Annotated in this window: 26 protein-coding genes; 16 read left to right on the forward strand and 10 right to left on the reverse strand. The window is 51.6% G+C overall.

Annotated elements, in window-relative coordinates; translation table 11 throughout:
* Positions 1–36 precede the first annotated feature (36 nt).
* Positions 37–1,434: a hypothetical protein gene (locus tag ACZ481_RS02990; protein ID WP_464768700.1), complete on the forward strand. Its 1,398-nt coding sequence runs from the start codon at positions 37–39 to the stop codon at positions 1,432–1,434.
* Positions 1,435–1,556: 122 nt separating this feature from the next.
* Here the strand turns inward: ACZ481_RS02990 and ACZ481_RS02995 are convergent, their stop codons facing one another.
* Positions 1,557–2,678 carry a uroporphyrinogen decarboxylase family protein gene (locus ACZ481_RS02995; protein WP_464768701.1) on the reverse strand — a complete coding sequence of 374 codons (1,122 nt, stop codon included), beginning with the start codon at positions 2,676–2,678 and terminating at the stop codon, positions 1,557–1,559.
* Positions 2,679–2,906: 228 nt separating this feature from the next.
* Here ACZ481_RS02995 and ACZ481_RS03000 point away from each other — a divergent pair, with 228 nt between their 5' ends.
* The 5 genes from ACZ481_RS03000 to ACZ481_RS03020 all read left to right on the forward strand — a co-directional run bounded on the left by ACZ481_RS03000 (position 2,907) and on the right by ACZ481_RS03020 (position 7,835).
* On the forward strand, positions 2,907–3,812 hold the full coding sequence (locus ACZ481_RS03000; RefSeq protein WP_464768702.1) for a LysR family transcriptional regulator: 906 nt from the start codon (positions 2,907–2,909) through the stop codon (positions 3,810–3,812).
* 427 nt (positions 3,813–4,239) lie between these two features.
* On the forward strand, positions 4,240–4,743 hold the full coding sequence (locus ACZ481_RS03005; protein ID WP_464768703.1) for a hypothetical protein: 504 nt from the start codon (positions 4,240–4,242) through the stop codon (positions 4,741–4,743).
* Positions 4,744–4,776: 33 nt separating this feature from the next.
* Positions 4,777–6,273: an Nramp family divalent metal transporter gene (locus ACZ481_RS03010; RefSeq protein ID WP_464768704.1), complete on the forward strand. Its 1,497-nt coding sequence runs from the start codon at positions 4,777–4,779 to the stop codon at positions 6,271–6,273.
* Between the two features lie 242 nt (positions 6,274–6,515).
* A complete protein-coding gene (locus tag ACZ481_RS03015) occupies positions 6,516–7,457 on the forward strand; it encodes a Bug family tripartite tricarboxylate transporter substrate binding protein (RefSeq protein ID WP_464768705.1) in 942 nt (313 codons plus the stop codon).
* Between the two features lie 81 nt (positions 7,458–7,538).
* Positions 7,539–7,835, forward strand: a complete 297-nt coding sequence (locus ACZ481_RS03020; RefSeq protein ID WP_464768706.1) for a hypothetical protein — start codon at positions 7,539–7,541, stop codon at positions 7,833–7,835.
* A gap of 142 nt (positions 7,836–7,977) precedes the next feature.
* On the opposite strand, the gene ACZ481_RS03025 is transcribed toward ACZ481_RS03020, so the two are convergent.
* Positions 7,978–8,190, reverse strand: a complete 213-nt coding sequence (locus tag ACZ481_RS03025) for a hypothetical protein (RefSeq protein WP_464768707.1) — start codon at positions 8,188–8,190, stop codon at positions 7,978–7,980.
* Between the two features lie 632 nt (positions 8,191–8,822).
* On the opposite strand from ACZ481_RS03025, the gene ACZ481_RS03030 reads away from it, so the two are divergent.
* From ACZ481_RS03030 to ACZ481_RS03060, 7 genes are all read left to right on the forward strand, one after another.
* Positions 8,823–9,005 (forward strand): hypothetical protein, encoded by a 183-nt coding sequence (locus ACZ481_RS03030; protein ID WP_464768708.1) that lies wholly within the window; start codon positions 8,823–8,825, stop codon positions 9,003–9,005.
* On the forward strand, positions 8,977–9,192 hold the full coding sequence (locus ACZ481_RS03035) for a hypothetical protein (RefSeq protein WP_464768709.1): 216 nt from the start codon (positions 8,977–8,979) through the stop codon (positions 9,190–9,192). Before ACZ481_RS03030 ends, ACZ481_RS03035 begins: the two co-directional genes overlap by 29 nt.
* Entirely contained in the window at positions 9,189–9,311 is a 123-nt protein-coding gene (locus tag ACZ481_RS03040) for a hypothetical protein (RefSeq protein WP_464768710.1), read from the forward strand. Before ACZ481_RS03035 ends, ACZ481_RS03040 begins: the two co-directional genes overlap by 4 nt.
* A 585-nt stretch (positions 9,312–9,896) precedes the next feature.
* A complete protein-coding gene (locus ACZ481_RS03045; protein ID WP_144348626.1) occupies positions 9,897–10,136 on the forward strand; it encodes a hypothetical protein in 240 nt (79 codons plus the stop codon).
* The gene (locus tag ACZ481_RS03050; protein WP_144348627.1) at positions 10,115–10,729 is read left to right on the forward strand and encodes a DUF6036 family nucleotidyltransferase; all 615 of its coding nucleotides are present in this window, start codon (positions 10,115–10,117) and stop codon (positions 10,727–10,729) included. The genes ACZ481_RS03045 and ACZ481_RS03050 overlap by 22 nt, the downstream gene beginning before the upstream one ends.
* Before the next feature lie 389 nt (positions 10,730–11,118).
* Positions 11,119–11,478: a hypothetical protein gene (locus ACZ481_RS03055; RefSeq protein WP_464768711.1), complete on the forward strand. Its 360-nt coding sequence runs from the start codon at positions 11,119–11,121 to the stop codon at positions 11,476–11,478.
* 264 nt (positions 11,479–11,742) lie between these two features.
* The gene (locus ACZ481_RS03060) at positions 11,743–12,690 is read left to right on the forward strand and encodes a tripartite tricarboxylate transporter substrate binding protein (RefSeq protein ID WP_464770566.1); all 948 of its coding nucleotides are present in this window, start codon (positions 11,743–11,745) and stop codon (positions 12,688–12,690) included.
* A gap of 37 nt (positions 12,691–12,727) precedes the next feature.
* Here ACZ481_RS03060 and ACZ481_RS03065 read toward each other — a convergent pair whose 3' ends face one another.
* From ACZ481_RS03065 to ACZ481_RS03080, 4 genes are all read right to left on the reverse strand, one after another.
* Positions 12,728–12,898, reverse strand: coding sequence for a hypothetical protein (locus ACZ481_RS03065; protein WP_464768712.1), 171 nt, complete (start codon positions 12,896–12,898; stop codon positions 12,728–12,730).
* A gap of 82 nt (positions 12,899–12,980) precedes the next feature.
* The gene (locus ACZ481_RS03070; RefSeq protein ID WP_464768713.1) at positions 12,981–14,087 is read right to left on the reverse strand and encodes a Coenzyme F420 hydrogenase/dehydrogenase, beta subunit C-terminal domain; all 1,107 of its coding nucleotides are present in this window, start codon (positions 14,085–14,087) and stop codon (positions 12,981–12,983) included.
* A gap of 1 nt (position 14,088) precedes the next feature.
* On the reverse strand, positions 14,089–14,250 hold the full coding sequence (locus ACZ481_RS03075) for a hypothetical protein (RefSeq protein WP_464768714.1): 162 nt from the start codon (positions 14,248–14,250) through the stop codon (positions 14,089–14,091).
* A gap of 177 nt (positions 14,251–14,427) precedes the next feature.
* Entirely contained in the window at positions 14,428–15,480 is a 1,053-nt protein-coding gene (locus ACZ481_RS03080; RefSeq protein WP_464768715.1) for a M48 family metallopeptidase, read from the reverse strand.
* 174 nt (positions 15,481–15,654) lie between these two features.
* Here ACZ481_RS03080 and ACZ481_RS03085 point away from each other — a divergent pair, with 174 nt between their 5' ends.
* Entirely contained in the window at positions 15,655–16,416 is a 762-nt protein-coding gene (locus ACZ481_RS03085) for a transposase (RefSeq protein ID WP_464768716.1), read from the forward strand.
* Positions 16,417–16,435: 19 nt separating this feature from the next.
* On the opposite strand, the gene ACZ481_RS03090 is transcribed toward ACZ481_RS03085, so the two are convergent.
* The 3 genes from ACZ481_RS03090 to ACZ481_RS03100 are packed head-to-tail and all read right to left on the reverse strand — an operon-like array spanning position 16,436 to position 19,738.
* Entirely contained in the window at positions 16,436–17,425 is a 990-nt protein-coding gene (locus ACZ481_RS03090; protein WP_464768717.1) for a pyridoxal-phosphate dependent enzyme, read from the reverse strand.
* Positions 17,422–18,480: a WYL domain-containing protein gene (locus tag ACZ481_RS03095; protein ID WP_464768718.1), complete on the reverse strand. Its 1,059-nt coding sequence runs from the start codon at positions 18,478–18,480 to the stop codon at positions 17,422–17,424. Before ACZ481_RS03095 ends, ACZ481_RS03090 begins: the two co-directional genes overlap by 4 nt.
* Positions 18,467–19,738, reverse strand: coding sequence for a WYL domain-containing protein (locus tag ACZ481_RS03100; protein ID WP_464768719.1), 1,272 nt, complete (start codon positions 19,736–19,738; stop codon positions 18,467–18,469). The genes ACZ481_RS03095 and ACZ481_RS03100 overlap by 14 nt, the downstream gene beginning before the upstream one ends.
* A 131-nt stretch (positions 19,739–19,869) precedes the next feature.
* On the opposite strand from ACZ481_RS03100, the gene ACZ481_RS03105 reads away from it, so the two are divergent.
* The gene (locus tag ACZ481_RS03105) at positions 19,870–21,105 is read left to right on the forward strand and encodes an RtcB family protein (RefSeq protein ID WP_464768720.1); all 1,236 of its coding nucleotides are present in this window, start codon (positions 19,870–19,872) and stop codon (positions 21,103–21,105) included.
* 476 nt (positions 21,106–21,581) lie between these two features.
* A complete protein-coding gene (locus ACZ481_RS03110; protein ID WP_464768721.1) occupies positions 21,582–22,685 on the forward strand; it encodes a slipin family protein in 1,104 nt (367 codons plus the stop codon).
* A gap of 138 nt (positions 22,686–22,823) precedes the next feature.
* Here ACZ481_RS03110 and ACZ481_RS03115 read toward each other — a convergent pair whose 3' ends face one another.
* Entirely contained in the window at positions 22,824–23,717 is an 894-nt protein-coding gene (locus tag ACZ481_RS03115) for a LysR family transcriptional regulator (protein ID WP_464768722.1), read from the reverse strand.
* Positions 23,718–23,769 lie beyond the last annotated feature (52 nt).

The raw sequence follows: 23,769 nt of genomic DNA on the forward strand, positions 1-23,769 counted from the left end.
ATTGGCTGCTTGCAGTACTAATCAGAGGAGGTCGACATGCGGAACAGAGGGGCTGACTTATTGGCAGCGTATACGGTGGTGGATGGAACCTATGCCACAGGGGCTGCCGGCGACATCATTTGCGGGCCGGCGGGAGTTACGGATATCAGGGCCAACAAGAATCAGGCTGCCGGCCGCCAGGTAAACGGGGACCACACTGTCCATGCATTCGCCGACACCGCCGGCGATCTCCGGCTTATTCTGGCCCCCTGCAGCCGGCCAGCCGGCGGTTCGCCCATCGCTGCCGCCATCGAGCTTTACGACCCGGCCACCAAACCCTGGTCGCACGCGGGCACTGCGCCCGCTGTCAACAGCCTGCATGGCGCGGCCGCTGCCGGCCGCTATCTTTATCTGCTTGACTATCACGGCGGGGCCATCGTCACGCTCGACCTGGCCGGCGAGGCCTTTATTGTCGCGGGCACCATGCCTTTTCCGGCCTTTTTCAACGCCGTCGAAGGCCCGGGCCGCCCGCCGCTGGCTCCGGCCGGCCAGCAGCACAACGGCGTGGCCCTGCGGCAGGTGGGCGATTCCCTGCTGGCCTTGTTTACCACCATGGACGAGTCCGGGGGCACGTTTGTCTATCAGGCCAGCACGCTTGTCCGGCTGCGCTTTGAGCCCGCGACCGGCGCCCTCCGCTACACCGCCGGCGACTACGTTAAAGTCGGCAAAAATGCCCTGGCCCTGGAGCCGTTTGCTTTTACCTTTACCAATACGGTCTGCAATAATATCTATATTCCCTGCGGCGGCGGCCCCCAGCGCTTCGGCCGCCATAACCCCGACTCCTGCCTGGATATCGTTGATCTCAACACCATGACCTGCCGCACCGCATTCCAGGCCGGGCCGGCCGACGGCGCCGGCGATCAGTTCGATTTCCGCGATATTGTCATCGGCAATCGCGGCGACACCTATATCCTGGTCGGCCACTATAACGCCGATTATGCAACCTTCCGGGGCCGGGTATACAAAACCACCGCTGCTGTTCTCCAGCTGCAGGTCCAGTCCGCTTCGCCGCCGGCCAGGCTCAGTCAGGTGGCGGAAACGGTGGACGAGATGGCGGCGGCGCCCGGTTTCTTCTGGGCACTGCTGTATGAGGATGCCCTGCCGGTAAACAATGACCGGCTCTGGTTCGTCCGCGGCAACCAAATCGACCTCTACAACCCGCCGCCGGACAGCCCTGGCGATGCGCCCTTCCGGACCCTGACCCCGGCCGCTGACTTAGGTCTTGCCCATATCCATTCCCTTACCCCCCTCTGGCCGCCGCCGCTCACCCGGAGCACACCGGGCCGGAGTCCGCGGCCGCTGGCCGCCCAGGCGCGGCTGGCCCGGCAGGCCCGGGCGGCGGCGCTAAAAGCCAGGGGGGAGCTGCGGACGGAGGCAGACAACAAATCTGTATAGGAATAATAGGTACAGGCGAGGAGGGAGTTATAAATTGTGGGCGAATCAGGTTGCTGACAAAGAAAACACGGCTCATGCAGCCAGGTAGAGGCCTGACTGCATGAGCCGTACTGTTTATTGGACTATTTGCCTGTGCAGGCGCTAATCATGGCTTGAACATTGGCCGGTTTGGCATTAGCCGGGATATCGCAGCCTGAAGCCATGATAAAACCGGCAGGGCCAATTTCAGTAATTAATTTCCTTGCATAATTATAGACGTCATCCGGCGTGCCGACAGTGAACATCGCCGCCGGCACGTCGCCGAAAATACACATATGATCGCCCAAAACCTCTTTTACTTTAAAAATGTTGGTAGAGCCGTCAGGGGCAAAAATACACTTGCCTTTGGGCAACTGACGTAAGAACTCCAGATCGCGCTCCCAATTAGAATCCAGATGCAAGATCGCAATCAGGCCGCCCTCAACCACTGCTTCGACCATCTGTTTGTAGTAAGGCCAGACAAAACGCTGCCACGTTTTGGGAGCTAAAAATTCACTGGCGCCGCGCCAGCCGCCAACCCAGGCGGCCGGCGGCTTGTGCCCGGCCGGCAGCGCAGCCAGGGCTTTAACCGCCGCTAAATTATCCTGGTGGATAATATCAAACGCGGCCTGGACCTTATCCGGCATCTTGAACAGATCCTTAATAAATTTGACCATGGTCCGGCCGCCGCAGACCATTTCCAGCGGGATCGTAAATATGGCCGGCGAAAACGGCAGGATGCCGCTGGCCAGAAAGCGATTGGCGGCAGTTGGCGCGTAGGATAAGGCAGGCAGAATTTTTTCCTCGACAATGTTATCGAGCCGGTCGCGGAAAAATTGCGCCGACCAGGCATTCCAGCCTTTCGCGATAATGGCATCATAGTCTTCCGGCTTCATCATTTCCGTTTCATCCATCTGCCAAAGCGTTCCTTCCGGCAGCTGGTAGCCGGGCAGCTTTACCCTGTTATACCAGAGTGAGCTAAGCATCGGCACATAAAAGAAGGTTTGTTGAACGCCGTCGATATCGCCAAACGAGGTAAGGGACTGGAAGATCGTTTCGCTGCCAAGCTCCACATTTATGGAAAACTCAGATAATTTTACCCCGAGATGATTGGCGCAAAAGGCGGTTGCGCAGGGGATAACGGGAGTTCTATCTGGTTTTCCCAGCGAAACGGCGGTTTGGATACGGGCCATTTTTTCCGATAGCATTTGCTCCGGGGCTTTCATTTGCGTATGACCTCCTTAAAAATAAGAGTTAGAATATATATTCATGATAATTTATAATAAAGCGGAAAGGAAATCTTTTATTGCGATACCTGTCTATCGCCAAAACCGATACTACAGCGCGCACAGGACAACATCTCTAATTTTCCATTGTCAATGGGGCTGGTTTTTATTATAATCAAGGAAAAAGAGCGAAAATTTTAAAAAATAATAAGACGCAGGAGCAAAAACATGAACATGCGTCAGCTGGAATATTTTATTTCCGTAGCGACAAATCTAAATTTTACCAAAGCCGCTAAACAACTGTATATTTCGCAGTCAACCTTAAGTGAGCAAATAGCGGAATTAGAAAAACTGATTGGGGTAAAATTATTTCTGCGCAACAGCCGTTCTGTGCAGCTTACGGCCGCGGGCTGCGCTTTTCTCAAGGAAGCCAGGGATATAATCCAGAAAATGGATGAATCAGTCCAAATAGCCCGGCAGGCCGAATCGGCCGTCACCGGCAAAATCCGGATAGGGATTTTAGATGGGTTGGAGTACCAGCTGTTATCTAAGGTCCTGAAAAGCTTTAGAAGAAAATATCCCCGGATAACCCTGCATTTTGCCATCTATGATTTATTTTCCCTTGACAGGCTGTTGTATCAGAATCATTTGGACATTGGGTTTACCATGGCTTCCCCTTTGGACAAATTCGAGGAGCTAAACTGCAAGCAGATCTATACAGATACCTTTTACCTGGCCTTGCCGGAATACAATGCGATCAGTGAAAGGCAGTTAAAGTTTTTTAATCTGGACCGGGAAACCTTTTATTTTGAATCCGGCGGGCGCAGCCGGGACCACCTTATTCGCATCTGTTCGCGCCGCTTAGGCATAACGCCAAAGATTAAAATTACCCACCGGGTGGACCTGATGCTGCTGCATGTGGAAGCCGGCAGTGGGGTGGCAATTTATCCGCGCATTATTTTAGAGAACAAAGCGAAAGAAGGACTCAGCTATATCCACCTGGCAGGGGAGGAGGATGATCCGGACAGCTACGCCAATGTAATCGCCATCTGGAAGAAAGGCAATACCAACCCCTGTATTTCCCTCTTGCTGGAGGAGGTGGAGGCGATCACTAAATGGGCGCCGCATTATTGATGACCACATGATTAAACTCGTAATCCAAAGCGAAGTTTTGCTTAATTTGCAAAAGCCCCCGTACGGGGGCTTTTCCGGCATAATATCCGGCAATGTAGGGACATTATTCACCAGCTTTTGCCGGACAGGATGCGTTGGCAGTAACATTAAGAATAGCTTCCATACGGAAGAATGCACTTATTGCCTTACTCTTTTTTTATATTTACACTATTAACCAAAAATACTGCTTGCATTTTTCGCATTTTTGTATTAATTTAATATTATCAAATAATTAAAAATATTATAATTATAGTAAGGGATTTTTCATTACTCCGTGGAGTCCGTTATATTAAATAACTTTTCCTCCGATAGGGAGGAAAAATTATTGTTCTAATATATGAACAATGTTCTTATATATGTATATAAATAACTTTGGAGGAATGACGGTATGATTTTTAAAACTATTAGTGAACGCTTAAAAGGACAACCGCAGGGGCAGATTGTTGCACGCAGTATTGCAATTACAGGTTTTGCAACACTTACAGCCATGGCAGTCCTGGAGAAAAATGTTGTTTTTGCACCCTTGTTCTTTTTGCTTTGCCTGTATTATCTTCGAAAATTATTATCAAAAAAACCGCACTTCCCCCAAGATCCTGCTATGAGCTCACGGCCAGTATCCAGCTCTGCGGAGACTAAAGAAGAACTTTTACATATGCTTGGTTACTATAGAAAGCTATTGAATAGCTGGAAATGGATAGCAGTTTTTGGGTGGGTCCTTTCCCTTTGCTTGCTCATTTATGCCCGAAGTATAGTAGTCATACTTCCCATAGGACTTGCCTGCTATTCCACATATGCACTCTTCAGATGCCACCAGGCTGTACATCTGATTGTGACATCCCCATCAATGATGGAGAGGAGAGAGGAGGGGAAAAGGCTGAGGCGTCAGCACTAAGTCATTAGTTTTAAAAAAATTGGAGGTGTAATTATGCCCGACACTAAAATTGTTATTAACCCAAGACCTGCAAATCCTGTGACTCCTGCATCAGATAATGAACCCAAAGAAGCTTTGTTTAGTTATCCTGAACCTGACAAAAGGCTATTATTAGGCTGGAAAGGGCTATTAGGATTCCTTGGGCCTGGTATTATACTTGCTTCAGCAACTGTCGGCTCGGGTGAAGTATTCTTTGCCCCCCGCGGAGCTGCAATATTTGGTTATAGCATTCTTTGGTGCCTATTATTAGGTGCTCTTTCCAAAGGCTTTATGAGTTACACCGGTACCCGTTATATTGTTTTAACAAGTGAGCATCCCATCACCCGCTGGGGCCATATTTTCCCCGGTCCCAAAAACTGGTTTCCTATCTTACTGGGTGTATTAGCGGTACTAAGTATGCCTTCCTGGGTTGGCGGAGTAGCTAATTTACTTGCCAATATGATGATGTACCTCACGAACGGGGCATTATCTGTTCCGATATGGGCAACAATCTATATCGTGGGAACTCTTGCCATCGTGGCATCAGGTACCTACCAGCATGTTGAGACAACACAGACCTACATTGTAATTGCCAAAGTGATTACATCATTTGTAGCTCTTTTTGCCGTTAACCCTGACTGGGGTCAACTTCTGCTTGGCCTTATTCCCAACATGCCGACTTATGAGCCATGGGTAGCCACCAAATACCCAGAAATCGCCAGTCGCAGCATTGGTATGGAAATGGTGGCATATGTGGGTGCCATAGGTGGTGGCACTTATGATTACATAGGTTATGTCGGGTTGTATCGTAACAAAGGCTGGGGCGCAATGGGTTTGCCTAATCAAAAAGAGATTGAAGAGAAGCTCCACATTATTGAGGGCCAGTTCCCCTTGCCTACATCCAAAGGAGAAATTGCCAAAGCCAAAACCTGGCTTAAGGCCGCACAAATTGATACTATTGTCAGTTTTGGTACATTACTCTTAATTACTGTGGTTTTCACAGCTCTCGGTTCAGCAGTGCTGCATACGCAGCAGCTCATACCTTCCGGCATGAAACTGCTTGAACATCAAAGTGCCTTCCTTACGGTTATTCACCCCGGACTTGTTTACCTGTACTGGCTGGCAGTATGGTGTGCATTATGGGGAGTTCTCTCCAGCATTTATGAGCTATACCCGTCAACCGTCTACGAAGCCTTCAGACCCGCCTCCAGCTGGGTACGAGAGAAAGGCAAGACCGGTGTCGCCAAATATGTCTGGATCTATATGAGCCTTGGTGGTTTAGCCTATAATTGGGCAGGTTTCAATGTGGTCACAATTGTAATGGTCGGCTCAATCCTTGGCGGGGCATTGTCTTGCGGGCTTTGGTGCTTAGCACAGATTTATGCTGAACGCAAAGTATTGCCGCCTGAATACAGGATGTCTTCCTGGGTTGTAGTTTGTGTAGCATTATCAGGCATCTTCCTAATTGCAATGGCTGTCTTCTCGGTTCTGGATCAATTCAAGTTAGTTTAAGCGCTGGGACAAGGGACCTGTCCCATTATTTTTAAACTGTCTGCAATTGAGCAGACAGTTTTTGTTTCCTGCCCTAAATGACAATTTATGACATGGAAATTCTTATATAATTTAGGTAATGATTGTCTGCATTGTAGTATTTTGCAGAACGGGGAGGTAAGCGCGGCGTGCGGAAAAGAGTATTGGTCTCACTGGCAGCAGCATTTTGGGTGATTTCTGGCATAGTAGGGGGTTGTGGCGAGGTGGAAAACGTAGCAATACCTGTCCAAAAATATCCCGAGAAGCCTATTACTGTAATCGTTGCCGCCAGCGCTGGCGGCGGTATGGATTTGACAGCACGGTCACTGGAAAAATTCGCGCTTAAGCATTTGGGGCAACCCTTGGTCATTACTAATAAGCCCGGTGGAGCAGGCGCAATTGGATGGAACCAATTGGCGGAATCAAACCCAGATGGATATACTATGGGGATAGTGGCCATTGATATCGTATTATCATCGCTTTATGAGTCAAGCAAGTACTATTACTTAACTGCACTAGGCCCGATAGCCCAGGTAACGTCAGTCCCCCTGTTGCTGGCAGTACAGGCCGATCAACCCTGGCATACGCTGCCGGACTTGGTTGAATCGGCCCAAAAGCAGCCGGGCCAATTAAAGTTTGGGAATGTAGGCATGGGTTCCTTTCCCCATATACTTGTGGAAATGCTTAATCGTGAGGCTGGAATTAATATTGCGCAAGTGCCTTTTTCCGGCGGGGGTGAGACGGTGCCCGCATTATTAGGCGGTCATGTTCAACTTATCTTGGTTAATCCCGTCTCCATCAAGGAGCATGTAAAAAATGGTACGGTAAGAATCTTGGCTGTAACGGGTGAACACCGCATCGCAGACCCGGTGTTTGCCCATGTGCCGACTTTTAAGGAACAAGGTTTTGACATCACTGTGAATAACTGGCATGGAATCGCCGTTCCCAAAGAGACGCCGGTTGCGATAAAAAATAAGCTGGCAGCAGGGTTAAAGGCTATCATAGATGACCCTGAATTTCAGGAGAATATGGAGCAGGTTGGCAATCAGGTCGAATATTTAGGCCCCCAGGAGTCGACAGATAAATGGATTGCCGATAGCCAGAAGCTGCAGAAAACATTGCAAGAAAGCGGGATAATAGAGCAGATTAAAGCCCAAAAAAAATAATAACTTAATGGCAATTCGTGTATTAAGCCCAAACAGGGGTTAGCGGGAAGTACAGGCCAATAAAATGTAGCGGGCAATTTTTTGCCCGCTACATTTTATTGGCGGGGTTTCCGGCGCGACGGCCTGCCGGCGCCGCTGCGCTTGATCCTATTGCTGCTGGAGATAGGCCATAAACTCCTGGCGGAGCTGGATGCTGTCCCGCAGCCCCTGTCTGTAGGCGATTTCCGCCGCCTTCCCGGACTCCAGCCCGGCCCAAGACTCGAAATCCATGACCAAACCGAGCATTTCCGGATGCTGGGCCTTCAGCCTGCGGGCCAGTGCCAGCAGCCGGTCCAGGGCGTTGCTGGCATCCTCGACGGTTTGCCTGTAGCCCTATAGTAAGGCTGCTGCCGGTCAGTCCTGCCGCGCCAGCTTTTACAGGGGAAATCAAAAGCGCATGCGAGGTTGTTACCCTACACATGCGCTTGGCGTCGATCGTTGCTAAAGCCTCAATACCCAATAAGCCGGACCGCAAAGCTGGTCAGGCCTGGCGGTCAGGCTGGCTGCCGCCGCTCATGGCTAGCGAGGAGAGAAGCAATGTGTTGCTGCGTTGAGTCGCACTCACAGCCCGGCCGGCGGCCACAGACACAGCCTTTATCGCCGCGCGCTCCCGCTTGTGCAGCGGCGAAGGCCCGGTGTATAATAGACATGTCGTCGTGGACAGCTTGGCGTTACGTGTAGGTGCTCGTTTCACCTTGCGCGGGCCTGGAAGTGTTGCCGCACTTTCAGGTCACGGCGACTTTTGAATTCCACCTATTTCTAATTATAGCTTGTCTGCGGGAATTTGCAAGTAGAGACCGGCCAGCCGACCGGGGTTTTTCCGGGAGCGGGGAGGAACGATGAGCCGTAGATATGCGAATAGTTCGGGAGTTTTTATTTTTTTGCAGGATTTGCAGGAGTAAAGTCGAAAAAAATCCAAAAATAACCACAACGCTGCTCTAAGCCCTGCCGGCCGGAAAGTTTGTCGTCGATCAGCAGTAGCGTAACAATGCCTGGCGAGCGGCGACAAAAACTTAGCGGGTAATAAAGGTTTGGCGGCCGGCAAGACCGCATATGATTTTAGAGAACTGACTATAAAAGGCCGGCTCTAGGCGGTGACGATGGGTTTTTAGGCTGCCTATAAGGAATTGAAACAAGAATTAAACTCAGAGCGTTGAAAAATCTTGGGCTAGAAGACGAGGTAAATATAATAAGAGATAATTTAAGCGAATACAGTGTAAAAAATTCCGCTGAGTTTCTTGCTGAAGCCAGATCTGAGAAAGATCTAAGACCGTTGGCCCAGGAAGTGATAAACTTACTAGAAGGAGAATGGGGGAGTATTTTTCAATGGTTAAATTTCCGGATGAATTGTATGGTTGTACTTATTGGGATCGGGCACAAGGGAAAAGAGTCTTGAAGAAAGAGGCTACTGAGGAGCAAAAACGAATTTTTGAAGAGTTTTACAGAACTTTAGAAAATGAGGATCTAAATGACCGAGTAATTGAATTTAACCCATATAACCTTAGTTAGACTGTTCGCCTGCTGCGACCAGGCCGGGATTCAGCCCCATGCTGTGGAGCACTCCCTGGGCGTTCTGGGCAAAACGGAGCAAATGCCGGAAGAGGAGATTGCCCAGATCACGACAATGTGCGGCCATGCCATGGTGGCCCAGGGCCTGGTCCGCCGGTTGATCGGCCCGGTTAAAAAGGCGAAATGACCGCAGCCGCGGCCGGCATCGAGCTGGCCAAGCCCTGCCGCTGCGGCATCTTCAACCCGGTCCGGGCAGCCGGGCTTATTGATGAATACTGCGCCTTGTTTACGGTTACGGTTAGGTAAACGGGAAGGCTCGGCAGATTCTTCGTTTTTCCAGGCAGGACTTGACGGCGAACCTGGCGAAAGCCTGATAGACAGCGGCTTGATGCCCCTTGTGTGCCCAGTTTGCATTATGACCGGCTGCGCTTGGAAAAATAGTAAGAGAACCCTTGCATAGGCCGGGTTTGTGAGATTGTGCTGTTTTGAAGAAGTCAGTATTTCCCTTGGGGCAACGAACACATGAGATGTATTGAAATATCATTACGCCGCGTTTTTTGATATCGGATACCAGGGGCAACGAACACATGAGATGTATTGAAATTTGAAAATATTCCAGCCGATTGACCTTGCATCAAAGGGCAACGAACACATTGGATGTATTTTTACCTAAATTTGGTTACGATAAATATAAGCTGTAATAAAGAGTAGTATAGGTAGAATAGTGATTTGCCGAACAGTAACCTTGCCCCATAATTCTGCCGTTTTTTGGGGAATTAAAACAGCCGCTTTGGCGGATTCTTTTATTTTAAGAACAGGTTTAGAAGGAAAAAATGTATTAAATTACGAACAATTATTTATTCTCGTAAACACCCGGGAAGGAGGTCCGGTATGATAAAAAAACCAATAAGTTTGGACATTGCCATTCAGGAAACACGTAAGCGGTTTAACCAAATTCCTCCCTCACTGCGGCCGAAAAAAAATAAACGTCCGGCCGGCAGACGTTCTGAGGAGGAAGCTACGGCTTTAGCTCGGTCAGTGTACTATTCGGTTAAAAAAGCGGAAGAAGAAGGCTATATTCAAAAAAATTCAGGAGGGTATCGAATGCTATGGACAGCCGTGCAAAAATAGTCCTGGCGGCGCAAATAGAAGATCCCTTAAAGCGGCAAATGCGCGTTGCCGCTATTATTGCTACTGAATTGGAGCAGAAAGGCACACAGGCAGTATTGGTGGGGGGCTCGGCAGTGGAGTTCTATACTGTGGCCAATTATTTAACCCGTGATATTGATTTTGTTGTGACTAAGCCTGATCATATCGGTGAGGTAATGACAGGACTAGGCTTTAAAAATGACTCCGGTACATGGTACTTACCCGAGTATCAACAGGTGGTAGTCGAATTCCCGAAAGGCCCGCTGGATGGCAGTTGGGAGCGGGTACAGAAGGTTATTGGCCCGGATGGAACAAGTGTCAATATTATCAGTGTGGAAGATATATTAATAGACCGTGCTTCAGGAATTAGGTTTTGGAACGACCCGGATGAATGGGTAAAATATATTATGGTGGGAAACTATGACCGTATTGACTGGGAATACCTTGAGCAACGCGCCCGGGATTTGCAATGTGATGCCGTGATTCAAACTAGCAAGGAATGGGCTAAAGAAAAACGAGAAATTTTTCGGCAAGATTCGGGTGATCTGCAGGCGGAGGCAGAAAAGAAATCATAGGGAATAACGGGCGGATGCCGAAATAATGGCCTAATGTAAAAAGAGTAGTTTTAGGGACTGCTCTTTTTTTATTGGTTTTTCCAGGCAGGACTTGCCGGTAAGGCCGACGAAAACCTTAATAAACAGCGGCTTAAAAAGACTTTTTTACTCTATCTGCAACATGATCGGCTGCACTTGGACAAACTAAGAAAACCCTTGCACATGCTGGATTATGGAGATATTACTGTTTTGAAGAAGCCAGTATATCTCTTGGGGCAACGAATACATTAGATGTATTAAAATTTTGCCAGTGCTTATGCACGTCAGCCATTACTTGTAGGGCAACGAACACATTATAGAGGAAGGGAAGACTCTGGTGGTATTATAAAGATATTGAAGGAGGCCGTTCTATGCGATACTCGAAAGCAGTGGCTAAGAAACTAAGGGAGCTGGCTAATCAAGCGTATGAGCGGGAATTGCAACAGGAAATGAAAAAATTGGCAGATCAATTTAAACAATGGCAGGATAAACAAATAGATGTTTGGGATTTAGAACAAGCAATTCATAAATTTCATAACGGCGCGGCCAGAGAACTTTATAAGCGCTATACTATACTAAAACCAATTGAGGTTTTGCCCTATGCCCTATTTAGAAACATTATCGCCTATGAAGAACTGCCCGGGGAAATTACTGAAGAAATGAAAATGATAGTAAGGAATTTATATAACTTTGATAAAAATAGACAGAAGTATTTTGATGAATCTGAATAACTTTGCAGTGTAAACAGGGGAACAGGGGGTTGTTTTTGGTAATTACTGCCTGCATTACAGCAGGCAATTTTTTATTTTCTTGCTGCAAATGACATTTTATTACAAATAAATTATCATATAATTTAGTTAATAATTTGCCTGCAATTGTGAAAGGCAGTCATATTTTGCAAACAAGGGGGTAAGCGTGTAGTGCGGAAAAGAGTAATGGTCTTTCTAGCCGTCTCATTTTTGATTATTGCCATCATCGCTGGCGGCTGCAGCGCGGTGGAAGAGGTAGCGATACCTGTAAAAAATCAAAAATATCCCGAGAAGCCGATTACGGTAATTGTTCCCTACAACGCCGGGGGCGGTTTGGACCTGACGGCACGGTCATTGGAGAAATACGCGGTTCAGCATTTAGGACAACCCTTAACCATTATTAATAAGCCCGGCAGTGCCGGCGCCCTTGGCTGGAATGAGGTAGCGGCCGCGCCGGCTGATGGCTACACCGCCGGTGCAACTTCAAATGAACTCTTATTGCTATCGCTTTACGGCACAGGCAAATACAATTATTCAACTGCCTTAAGCCCGATTGCGCAGATAACAGCCGTGCCGCTGCTGTTGGCGGTACAAGCCGGTCAACCCTGGCAAACGCTAAACGACCTGACTGAATATGCCCGCAAGCAGCCAGGCCAATTGAAATTTGGTAATGTAGGCACCGGTTCATTTGCTCATGTTCTATGCGAGATGCTTAATCAAGCTGCGGGTATAAAAATTGAGCAGGTTCCTTTCTCCGGTGCGGGTGAGACGATACCGGCATTATTAGGCGGTCATATTCAGCTTATTTTTGTTAGTCCGGTACCCATCAAAGAGCATGTAAAAAACGGCACGGTAAAAATTTTAGCCATAACCAGTGAACACCGCATGGCTGACCCCGTGTTTGCTGATGTGCCGACTTTTAAAGAACTGGGCATTGACATTGCTATCGATAATTGGCATGGCATCGCCGTTCCCAAAGAAACGCCGGTTGCGGTTAAGAATAAGCTGGCAGAAGGGGTAAAGGCTATTATCAATGACCCTGAGTTTAGGGCGAATATGGAGAAGGTCGGCAACAAGGTCGAATATCTGGGGCCTCAAGAGTCAGCAGCAAAATGGTTGGCTGATAGCGAGCGGCTCAAACAGACGTTAGCAGAGTCCGGGATTATAGAGCAGATCAACACGCAGAAGAAATAAATCTTGCCGCCTGTCCTCCGGGGCGGGCGGTGTTTATTTAGCCTTTCATTTTTTTCAGCTTATACCGCAGCCAGCGGCTGCAGTCTGTCCAGATGGCAGTGCCAACAAAGCCGCCGATAAAGAGCCGTTCCCAGTTAAGGCCGCTATAGCACTGATCGATAAGTATAAACACTACGAAGACAATACAGACAAAGCTGCAGGCACGCATTGGTTTTCCCTCCAGCGAAGCAGAGTGTGTAGCGTTGGCTGTTGGCGGCAGAATGAGTGCAAGCAGATGGCGCACGAACTTGTTATTCCCGATTCCCAATAACGTATGCAAAGCCGAAGCGCCGGTAATCCTCCCAAAACAGGCTGCGGTTTGCCGGCAAGGGGGCGGGTTCGCGCAGACGTTTTTGTTCGTTCAGTGTTTCTTCCTGGGGCCGCTCTTCCGTATGCAGGTCTTGCCGGCACTGCGCAAACAGGGCTGCCCCTTGCGGCGAGTTTACCAAAATCACCGACACCCCCAAGGGGTCAAACCATTCCGGGCTGTATTTCTCGATGCCGAAATAATCGGCAATCGTCAAATCGGCAGCACGGTGGATATCGGTAAACCGGCACTGCGAGCAGGAAGGGCGGGCGATAGTGCCCACGTTTATGAACAACTGGTGAAACCGGTCGTCCTCATATACTGCCGGGCTGTTGTCTGTCGTAAACAGCAACCCCTTATTGCTGTTGGCCCGGCTCCAGCCGTCTTTCTTTGAACGGAATTGCACACTTGTGAGCTTGCCGCTTTTTTCCCGTTCCAGCAACCGCTTATATTCTTCCCAGATTAACGGGCTGGGAATACTGTGGCAGATTAAATCGCAAATATACAAATTCTCCGTAAGCGGTGATGGACCCAGAAAGCCGCGCAAGCCCGCAGCCTGGCAGGGGGTGCCGGTAAAAAGCACCCTGCGCCCCTGGCGCAGGTCAGCCTTGATTTGCGCATAGGTATCGCCCAGGTCGCTCTGCACATACTTTGAGATCCGCAGCCGGTCCCGCTGCGCGGGCGTTTCCGCCCGCCGGTGCAGAACCCGGAAATCCTCGTCAAAATCGGCGCCGTAAATAACGCCCTGCTGCCGCAGAATTGCATCGGCAATAGCGGTAAAGGCCCCGCCGGACGTCGATTGCCACAACACCGCCGGGGATTTATGCCGGGCCGCGTAAAAGCGGGGTATCCCCCCGGCTTTGTAATGGCCTGCCTGCAGCAGCGGGCAGCTTTGCGTACAGCGGCCACAGTCGATACAGCGGGCCTGGTCGATTGCCGGATATAGAAACCCTTCTGCGTCCGGCTTCATGGTGATGGCCTGGCGGCCGCAGACGCTGCGGCAGGCGCTGCAGCCGCAGCAAGCCTCTTTCGTTAAGTACACTGACTTCATTTTACCTGCTCCCTTCCCGGCTTGGCGCCAGATACCGGCGGTATTCATAAGCCTCATACCCAATCATGCAAATCCAGCCTAAGGCAACGCCAACGGCAACCGCAGACAGGCCATACTTCTCCACCAGCAGATAGGCGAGATGGATCCGGACCGGAATCTGCAAAGGGTGGCATACAGCGTAATGTCCATCCTGCCCAGCCCGCGGAAAAAGCCCTGGAAGATTACCGTGGCATAGGCGGAACCGCAGACCCCTAGCCCCCAATATTTACAATAGTCCCCTGCCGGCTCAAAACAGACAACCGGCAGGGGACTTGCAACCGTTAATACGAACAGGCTGTTGTCAGCCGGCTTTCTGGCGTTTGGGCGCCCATTCCTTCAGCCTGCCGATAAACTCATTCGTCAGTTCATTCAGCGTCAGGCCGCGGGCGGCTGCGTCCTCGTGGCTGAGGGTGGTGATTTTTTGGTTTTTGTAATAGATGACAGCCCCGGCAGCGGTGTGGGTAACCGTAAAACGGCTGCTGCTAAAGCCCGGATCGGCTGCCGCCAGGTACAGGGCGCCGGCTGTAAAGTAAGCACGGTAAAGCGGCTTATACCCGTTCAGGCTGACTGTGAAGGCCGGCAGCCGCCAGCCGTTATCGACCACTTCGGCTTTTTTGCCGTCTGTGGTCACCTGCGGGGTGATTCTGGCATCCTTCATGTATTTTTGGACCAGCTTCACCCGGTCCCCGGGATCAGGATGGGAGGAGAACAGTCCGTAGGAGCCTTTATTAGGCAAATCATCGAGTTTTTCCAGGGTGAGCAGCATGCTGTAGGGGTTATAGCCCGCCAGATGGACATGCTTAAAGCCCTGCTGGTCGGCTTCCCGCTCGTCTTTGCGGCTGTACCCGGCCATGATGGCATTTTGCCCCAGGTTTTGCAATAACGCCCCGCGGTCGCCAAAGGCGACCCCGAATAACACACTGACGGCCAGGGATTTTTCAATCTGTTTTACACTGTGACGCCTGACGATATGGCCGATTTCATGGCCAATGACCCCGGCTAGTTCTTCATCGGAAGGCATATAATCCACCAGACCCTTGAATATGTAAACAAAGCCTCCCGGCGCCGCCAGTGCGTTCACGTCTTTGGAGTTAAGTACTTTAAAAGAATAGGTTAAGTCTTTACGGTCCGATACGGCAACCAGTCTGGCGCCGATTTGGGCTACCCGGGCCTGCAGGGCGGGGTCATCAACCAGCCCGTGCTTTTTTTCCAACTGCTCGGCAACCTTCGCGCCGATCGATATCTCCTGATTTGTGCTGATGATCGCGGCCGCCGCCAGCGGCAAGCCGTACATATTGATCATAATGACAAAACAGATCAGGAGGCCTGTGATCCGGCGGAGATAAAGCGTCATCACCAGTCCCCCCAGTTGTCTATCAAATTTGGTTTTAATTAGGTAGTTCGACCTTTTCGCCATAAAATCCTGTTTTTAAATTCTGGAAGGGACGGGAATTGGGGTTAAAAACACGGGGACAGGGAATTGTTTTGACTCACCGGCCGTGGTATAATTTGGCCAGAGGTGAGGGTTATGGCCAGAAAGCCAAGAGCGAAAAGCAACAGCGGCATCTATCATATTTTGTTGCGGGGGATTAACCGGCAGAGTCTGTTTGAGGACGACGCAGACCGGCTGAAATTCCTGGAAGTGCTCGTAAAATACAAGGAAATCAGCCATTGCCGGATTTTTGCCTATTGTCTGATGGATAATCACATCCATATTCTCCTGCAGGAAGGCCGGGAGCCTCTGGGGCGGATGGTCCAGCGGCTGAGTTCCAGCTATGTGATCTGGTATAACGGCCGCCATGACCGGTGCGGCCACTTATTTCAGGAACGGTTTAAGAGTGAGCCTGTAGAAACCGACAGCTATTTTCTGACGGTTTTGCGGTATATCCAGCAGAATCCGGTCCAGGCCAGCCTCGTCAGTGATGCGGCTGACTACCGCTGGAGCAGTTATCATGAGTATATTGGCGATAAGCAGTTCGTGGACCGGGAATATGCCCTGGCTATGTTTGCCGACAAGACCGCCATGGCGATTGCGCGCTTTGTGCAGTTTTCCAACACCGCCAACAGCGACAGCTGTCTTGAGCTTCCTACCAGCAAAATCAGTGTGAGTGACGATGCTGTACGCAATATGATTAGACAGCAATTCGGCCTTGAACCTAGCCAGGTCGCCCGGCAGACCAGGGAACAGCAGGCGGCAATCCTGCGGGGCCTGAAAGCGGTGAAAGGCACAAAAATCCGTCAGCTGGCCCGCATAACAGGCCTGGCGGCGACACGGGTGTGGAAAGCCTGAGCCAGGCCTGTGGCGGCACCTACTTTTTTAAGCCGCTGCCTGTTAAAGGGACGACGATTTTTAGGTTTTTATCATACCCTGTTGCAAAGTACTGGAGCATACCGGCGACGGCGACGCCGGCCGTAGGCTCGACATAGATCCCCATGGCGCCCAGCATGGCCTGGGCTGCCAGCACCTGCTCATCCCCGACGGCAACAAAATCGCCGTTGCTGTCCTGCACGGCCGCGATCATTTCGTGCAGGCGCCGGGGTTCCCGGATGGCAATGCCCTCCGCCACCGTCGGCGCGAAGTCTCCGGCCGGACGGCCATGGAAGCGGCTGGCGACCGGGGCGCAGTTCCGGCTCTGCACGGCGATAATCCGGGGCAGCCTGCCCAGCTCCTTGAAGCCGATATAGGCGCCGAGCAGCATCGTACCATTGCCGGCCGGCACAAAGATGTAATCAGGCACCCCGATCTGCTCCCAAATTTCGTAGGCCAGGGATTTCGTTCCCTCGAAAAACAGCGGATTATATACATGGGAGGCATAGTAAGCGGTCTGGGCGGCTTGCAAAATTGCCCGGGCCGTATCGTCACGGGTGCCGGGAACTTTGACAATATTGGCTTTATAGGCCGCGGCCTGTTTAATTTTTCCGGGCGAGGTGTCTGCCGGCAGGTAAATGCTGCACTTGATGCCGGCGGCGGCACAGTAGCCGGCGATAGCGGCCCCGGCGTTGCCGGAAGAGTCCTCCACCACCTCCCGGATACCGAGTTCCAGGAGTTTGTTAATCAGCGCAAAGGCGCCGCGATCCTTAAAAGAGCCGGTTGGCTGCAGATAATCCAGCTTCAGGTACACTTCCGTATGCAGCAGTTTCCTTCTCAGCACAGGGGTGGGCATTTCCCCCAAGGAAACAGTCGTCCTGACCGTTTCCCCTGCTGCTTTTTTCAGGCTGAAAAGGCCGCCGCACCGGCACTGGTAATCGAGGCCGTCCAGCGGATACTCCTGACCGCAGTCCGCACAGTAAAAGTTCATTCGGCATGCTCCTTTGTTATATTGTCCGGCACGATGGATATCGTGTTTTTTTTGTCCTTATTGTCCTGATTGTCCGTCGCTGCGGCGAATCTTTGCCGCTGGCAGGCTATGCGCCCGGCCAGCTGCCGGCGGAAGTCCTCCGGCCCCAGCACCCGGATCACCGGGCCAAAGGAAAGCAGGGTAATCAACAGTTCCATTTCATCCACTTCATAATAATAAATCTTCATATAACAGGTTTTAGTGGTTTCGTCATATTCCGAGCTGCGTTCAAAGTTGGATAATTGGGTAAAAATGCGCTCAAAGCCGTTGCGCTCATTGGTGATGGCGATCTCCACCGGCTGGGGCATGCGCAGGCTTTGGATGTGCCCGGCCAGGCCGGCCGGGGCCTGCCAGTCCATCATGGCCGCCGCGGTTATGCGGGCCAGGTTTAACTTGTAAAGACGCCGCAGTTTTTTCTGGCGGATTCTGACGCCAACCAGCCTGAACTTATCGTCCTTCAGGGAATATTCCAGCTTATAAGGGGCGAAATAGGCCGACAGGCGGTTGCCTTTGCCGCTTTCATAGGTGATCAGCAGTACCCGTCCGGCCTGGAGGGCTGCCAGGATTGTTGAAAACAGGGCCCGGTATTCCGGGCTGTCATAAGCATCGCCGTCATTGGCCATGTCAACAGGCAGGAGCTGCTCCGGCCGGTAGAGCGGTTCGACCCCGGCCAGCAGGGACCGGTATCGGTCCAGGTCTGCCGCCGTGGCAAAAAGAGTAAACCGTTTATCGACGATTATCGTCTTCAGCCAGCGTTTCTGCAGTGTTGTCAGCAGCGGCGGCAGGCTGGGGGCGACCGGCTGCCAAGAGCCATCAGGCTTGCGTTGCAGTAAGCAGTAGCCTTCCCGGCCGGTATGGAGCAGGCGCGGGGTAAGGGTCAACGGGGTTTCGGCAAAGCCGAGCGCAGCCACCAGGGCGGCAATGTCGCCGGTGGTTAGGCGGCGGACGGCGGCCGCTTGCAAGACCTGGTTGATGATGTAAAAGTAGCGGCTGTGAATTTCACTAAACAGGTCCATCGTTTCCTCCGTTCCGGTACATGTTGTCCATGCGCTGTATATCGTCGATAAACTGCTGGATAACCGGCCGGTTTGAGCCGGTCAGCGAGATAATCCGCCCGATAAACGTCCGCAGCCAGGGGACCATTTCCTGCGTGTCGGTAACCTCGATATGATAGGAAAAGGTATTGGCCGCCAGTTTTTCCACACTGCCGTGTTTGCCCTCGCGCCTCAGCCGGGTCAGAACATAAGCCTCTGTGTCTTCGTCAATAAACAGTACCATTGTCAGTTGTTCAACCTGGTTTTTCCGGCCCAGGAATACGCCCCAGGTCCGGCGCAGCCTGTGTTCCAGTTCTGCCAGCCGTTCCGGGAAGTCGGCGCAGGCTGCCAGTACTTTGATATCGCTGAGGTAGTCCAGGCGGAAGGAGAAGAAGTTGCGGGTCCGGTTGTTATAGGCCAGCAGATAGCGGCGTCCGTGCTTGACGTTAACCGCTATTTTCAGCGGTACAATTGTCTGGCGGCCGGGATGTTTCGACCGGTTGCTGCCGGTGGCAATCTGGACAGACTTTTGCTCCTGAATGGCCGCTAAGAGCTGCAGCAGCACGCCGTCATCAAGGGTGTGGAAGGTAAACAGGTGGCGGAAGGAAAAGAGCCCTGGGCTATGACCGCAGTCGCGGCGGATAAAATACCCCAGCACACCGGCCGGTGTAATATTTTCGAAAAAATGGACAGGCGTCTGCAGTCTGTGCAGCAACTCAGGCAGAGCCTGATTAAAGGGGCTGGCATTGAGGAAATAGCCGAGGGTTTTGCCGTTTTTTTGTTTCTGAAAAAAGCCTGCCGCCGCGTATTCGTTTAGTTTATTGCGGACCGTCATGGTATCAGGCATTGGATACTCGTCAAAGCAGGACAGATACTCGCGGCAGAGGGCATCGGCGGCGGCCTGGGCGGTTAGCCCCGGCTGCTTTGTCAGGATGGCAAACAGGCAGAAATGCAGCAGGCAGTCATTGGCGGTAAACGACTTTGTTTCCCATACGGAAAACAGCGGATTTTGCGACAGGTCGCCGCTGTCGGTGCTGATGAACAGATGTTTGCCGCGGGCACTGGTTTCCCAGCGAATATAACCGGCGAGATAACTTTCGATCCGGCGCCGCTCATTATCATAACTCCGGCCGCTTTTACGGGTATAGTCAGTGCGGCATTTGTAGCCGTACACTAAAAAATCCCGGGCATAATCCCTGATTTTATTGAAGTTTTTTATTAACTCTGTAAATCCGGCCATAGCATCCCCCTTGTCTGTCCTGTTTTTATCATAGCAAACCTGCACTCTTTGTCAATGCGGGCCAGTTCGCAAACTTTTTTTAATGATGGCGGCTACCTAAACTGGTAAATTATACCCAGGGAGATGATTGTATGTATGTAATTTATGATAAAGAACAGAACCGGCACCCGATAAAGGTCTGGCTGCAGGCGACCGACTGCCTGGAAGAGGGCTGTCTCCAGCAGGCGGTAAACTTGTCTAATCTGCCGTTTATCCATAAATGGGTGGCCCTTATGCCTGACACCCATATGGGCAAGGGAATGCCGATCGGCGGTGTAATTGCTGCCGACGGTGTGGTTATCCCCAACGCAGTGGGGGTCGATATCGGCTGCGGGATGGCCTATATCCAGACGAATGTGGCCGCAGACCTGCTTAAACACACCAATACGGCCAACGGCTCGATGCTGCAGGGGATTATCGGCGATATCCTGCGCAATATCCCGGTAGGCTTTAAGCATCACAAGCAGCGGCAGGCTTCCCGGGTTATTGACGAGGCTCTGGCCAATCAGGACCGTTATACTTATGCGGCCAAGCTGCTGCCGGAAATCGAGTCCGGGTATTATCAGGTCGGCACCCTTGGCGGCGGCAATCATTTTATCGAGCTGCAGGAAGACGAAAACGGCCTGACTGGCATTATGCTGCATTCCGGCAGCAGGCATCTCGGCCACCAAATCTGCCGTTTTTTCCATAATGAGGCCAAAGAGCATAACAAAAAGTGGTTTGCGTCTGTCCCGCCTGAATACCAGCTGGCGTTTTTGCCGGTGGACAGCAGGGAAGGGGCGGCGTATATCGGCTGGATGCAGCTGGCGCTGGCCTTCGCCCAGGAAAACCGGGAGCAGATGCTGGCGGCCGTGACCGCTATTGTTGATAAATGGGTCAGCCGGTTTACCGGCTCCCGGCCCGAGTATGCCAATTATATCAACTGCCACCATAACTATGCCGCGCTGGAAAACCACTACGGAAAAAATGTCTGGGTCCACCGGAAAGGGGCTATCCGGGCCAGAACCGGCGATACCGGCATTGTTCCCGGGGCCATGGGGTCCTTTAGCTACCTGGTGGAAGGCCATGGCAACGCCGAAAGCTTCCATTCCTGTTCCCACGGGGCCGGGCGGCTGATGTCGCGCACGCAGGCGAAGGGAACCTTCCCGGTCGAAGCGGTTATGACAGACCTAAAAAGCTGCGGTGTTGTTCTGGGCAAGAACAACAAGGCGGATGTGGCGGAGGAATCACGCTTTGCCTATAAGGATATTGATACCGTAATCGCCAACGAGCTTGACCTGATGACACCGGTCAAGAAGCTGCGCACTATCGGCGTGGTCAAGGGATAGTGCTGTGCAGGAACAATTAGCTTGGCCGCTTGTCCCCTCAGGTTAAGGCATCTCCAGCCTTGCGGTGCCTGGGGCTATGTCCTGAGGTATGCCGGGAGAGCGGTTTGAAGAACTGATATACGGAGGTTCGACTCCTCCACCGTAGTTACTACGGTTTGCTATGCGGTTGCAGCATCAGCTAAATGGCAATCCCTTTGGGATGGGGTTCAAATCCCCTTTTGGCCTAACGGCCTGTCCGGCAGCCTGCTTCAGGAATCCCCTGCTTACTGTGCCGCAGGCACCGTAAAGCGGCAGGCTCAGACTTTGCGGGGCTGACGATCGCCTATGAGCCGGCTGGGCCCATGGCGTTGACAGTAAGCGGTTTTTCGCCGCCGGTGCAGTCAGCAATAGGTTTAATCAGCCTCCCGTCGACCAGTCTGCGGGGGTTCCTGCAAGAGCAGGTCAGTTAAATTTACTATACGACGGAGGAACACGTCATGCTAATAACAATCAGGGACCATGAACGGGGGTTAGTGTTCAAAGCCGGCAATTACCGGGGCGTATTGAAGCCGGGCAAGCATTTTGCTATGCCTTTTTCCGAAACGGTAATCGAGATTATGGATATCACCAGACCCTTTTATGTGGACGGCTATGATCTGGACCTGTTTCTTAGTGATGCCGGGCTGTGTCAGGAGCTTACCGTTGCCGACATTGCCGACAGGCAAATCGCCTTGCATTTTGTTGATGACAAGTTTCAGGAGGTTTTGCGTACCGGCAAATATGCATTCTGGAATGCGCTCAAGAAACACACATTTACCATAGTGGATATCAGCACCCCCGAAGTGGCCGCCTCTATTGACCGCAGTCTCCTGGCCAGGCCGCAACTGCGGGAGTATGCTGCCGTTTATGATCTTGAACCCTATATGAAGGGCATCCTGTTCTTTGATAATAAAATACAGCAGGTGTTGGAGCCTGGGCGGCATTATTTCTGGCTTGGCGCGAACAAGGTGGATATTGTCAAGGTCGATATGCGCAAACGCGACATGGAGATTAACGGCCAGGAGATAATGACTGAGGACAAAGTGCCGTTGCGGTTTAACTTCGTCTGCCAGTATAAAATTACCGATGCGGTCAAGGTAGTCATGGCTGTCAAGGATTATGAACAACAGCTTTACTTATTGTTGCAGCTGGTTTTGCGTGAGTATGTGGGCACCCTTAAGCTGGACGACCTGTTGAGAATGAAACAGGAAATAGCCGCTTATGTGCTAAGGGCATTACAGGGCAAGGAACAGGACTACGGGGTTGAATTTCTGTTTGCCGGTGTTAAGGATATCATCCTGCCCGGTGAGATTAAAGATATTTTAAATACCGTACTTGTTGCCGAGAAAAAAGCCCTGGCCAACGTTATTACCCGGCGGGAGGAAACGGCGTCAACCCGCAGCCTGCTGAATACGGCAAAGCTTATGGATGAGAATCAAACCCTGTTTCGCTTAAAGGAACTGGAGTTCTTAGAAAAGATCTGCGACAAAATCGGCAGCATATCGCTCAATGGCGGCGGGTTGCTGGAACAGCTGAACTCACTGCTGGCAGCAAAGAAATGACGAAAGGAGGCGATTGCATGAGGATGGCAGAAGCGCGCATGCAAGAGACAGATTCCCGATCCGTTGTGTGAGCCGGAGCCGCTTAATTCATTCTTCGAAGCTTGCTGCCGGCGGTGTGGGGCCTGCCAGGGAAGCCGTTTACCGCTGGTCCGGGCTGGCCGGAAACGAACTGAGTACAAACTGGCGGAATTTCAGGGTGGCCGGGGAGGCATAGCGGCTCTTAATCCAGGCTAGGCCGATGGTTCGGTAGCTGGGCGGGGAAGAGATCGGCACAAAGGCCAGCCGGCTGTTGCTGAGGCCAGGCAGGCGGGGGATGACAGCCACGCCAAGTCCGGCTTCCACCAGGCCGGCGACAGTGGGAATCTCCTCCCCTTCAAAGGTGATTTCCGGCGTCAGCCGTACTTCCCGGAACAGCTGATCTGTTAAAATCCGCAGGCTGAAATTGCTTTTCAGGGTGATAATGGGTTCGGCGGCGATTTCGGCCAGGGCAATGCTTTTCCGTCCGGCCAGCCGGTGCTCAGTAGGCACAGCAACAAATAGTTCTTCTGTATACAATGGGGTCCATTCCATATCTTCCCCGCTTCCCGGCGGCGTGGACAGGCACAGGTCGATTTCGCCGGCCTCCAGTTGCGCCAGCAATAAGTAGGATGGATTCTGATAAAGCCTGAAGCGGATATTGGGGTGTACAGCGCGAAACCGGCCCAGGAGGTCAGGCACAATATGGGCGCCCTGGGAATGTAGAAAGGCCAGGGCAACGGTTCCCTGATCGGGGTGAATAATGCTTTCGATCTCCCTTTTGGCGGCACGGATTTCCTGCATGGCCTGGCTACTGTGCTGTAAAAAAATTTTGCCAAACTGATTTAACCTGATATGTTTGCCCCGCCGCTCGAATAAAGGCACTCCCAGCTCCGCCTCCAGCCTGGCAATAGAACGGCTTAAAGCCGGCTGGGAGATGGCAAGCTGCTCGGCTGCCTGCGTGAAATGCTGCAACTGAGCAACGGTTAGAAAGTATTCCAGTTGATGCCACTCCATAATGGTAACCCACCTTTGTCAACAGGCTGTTGGGTATATATGGATTATCATA

Source organism: Sporomusa intestinalis (genome assembly GCF_055383785.1).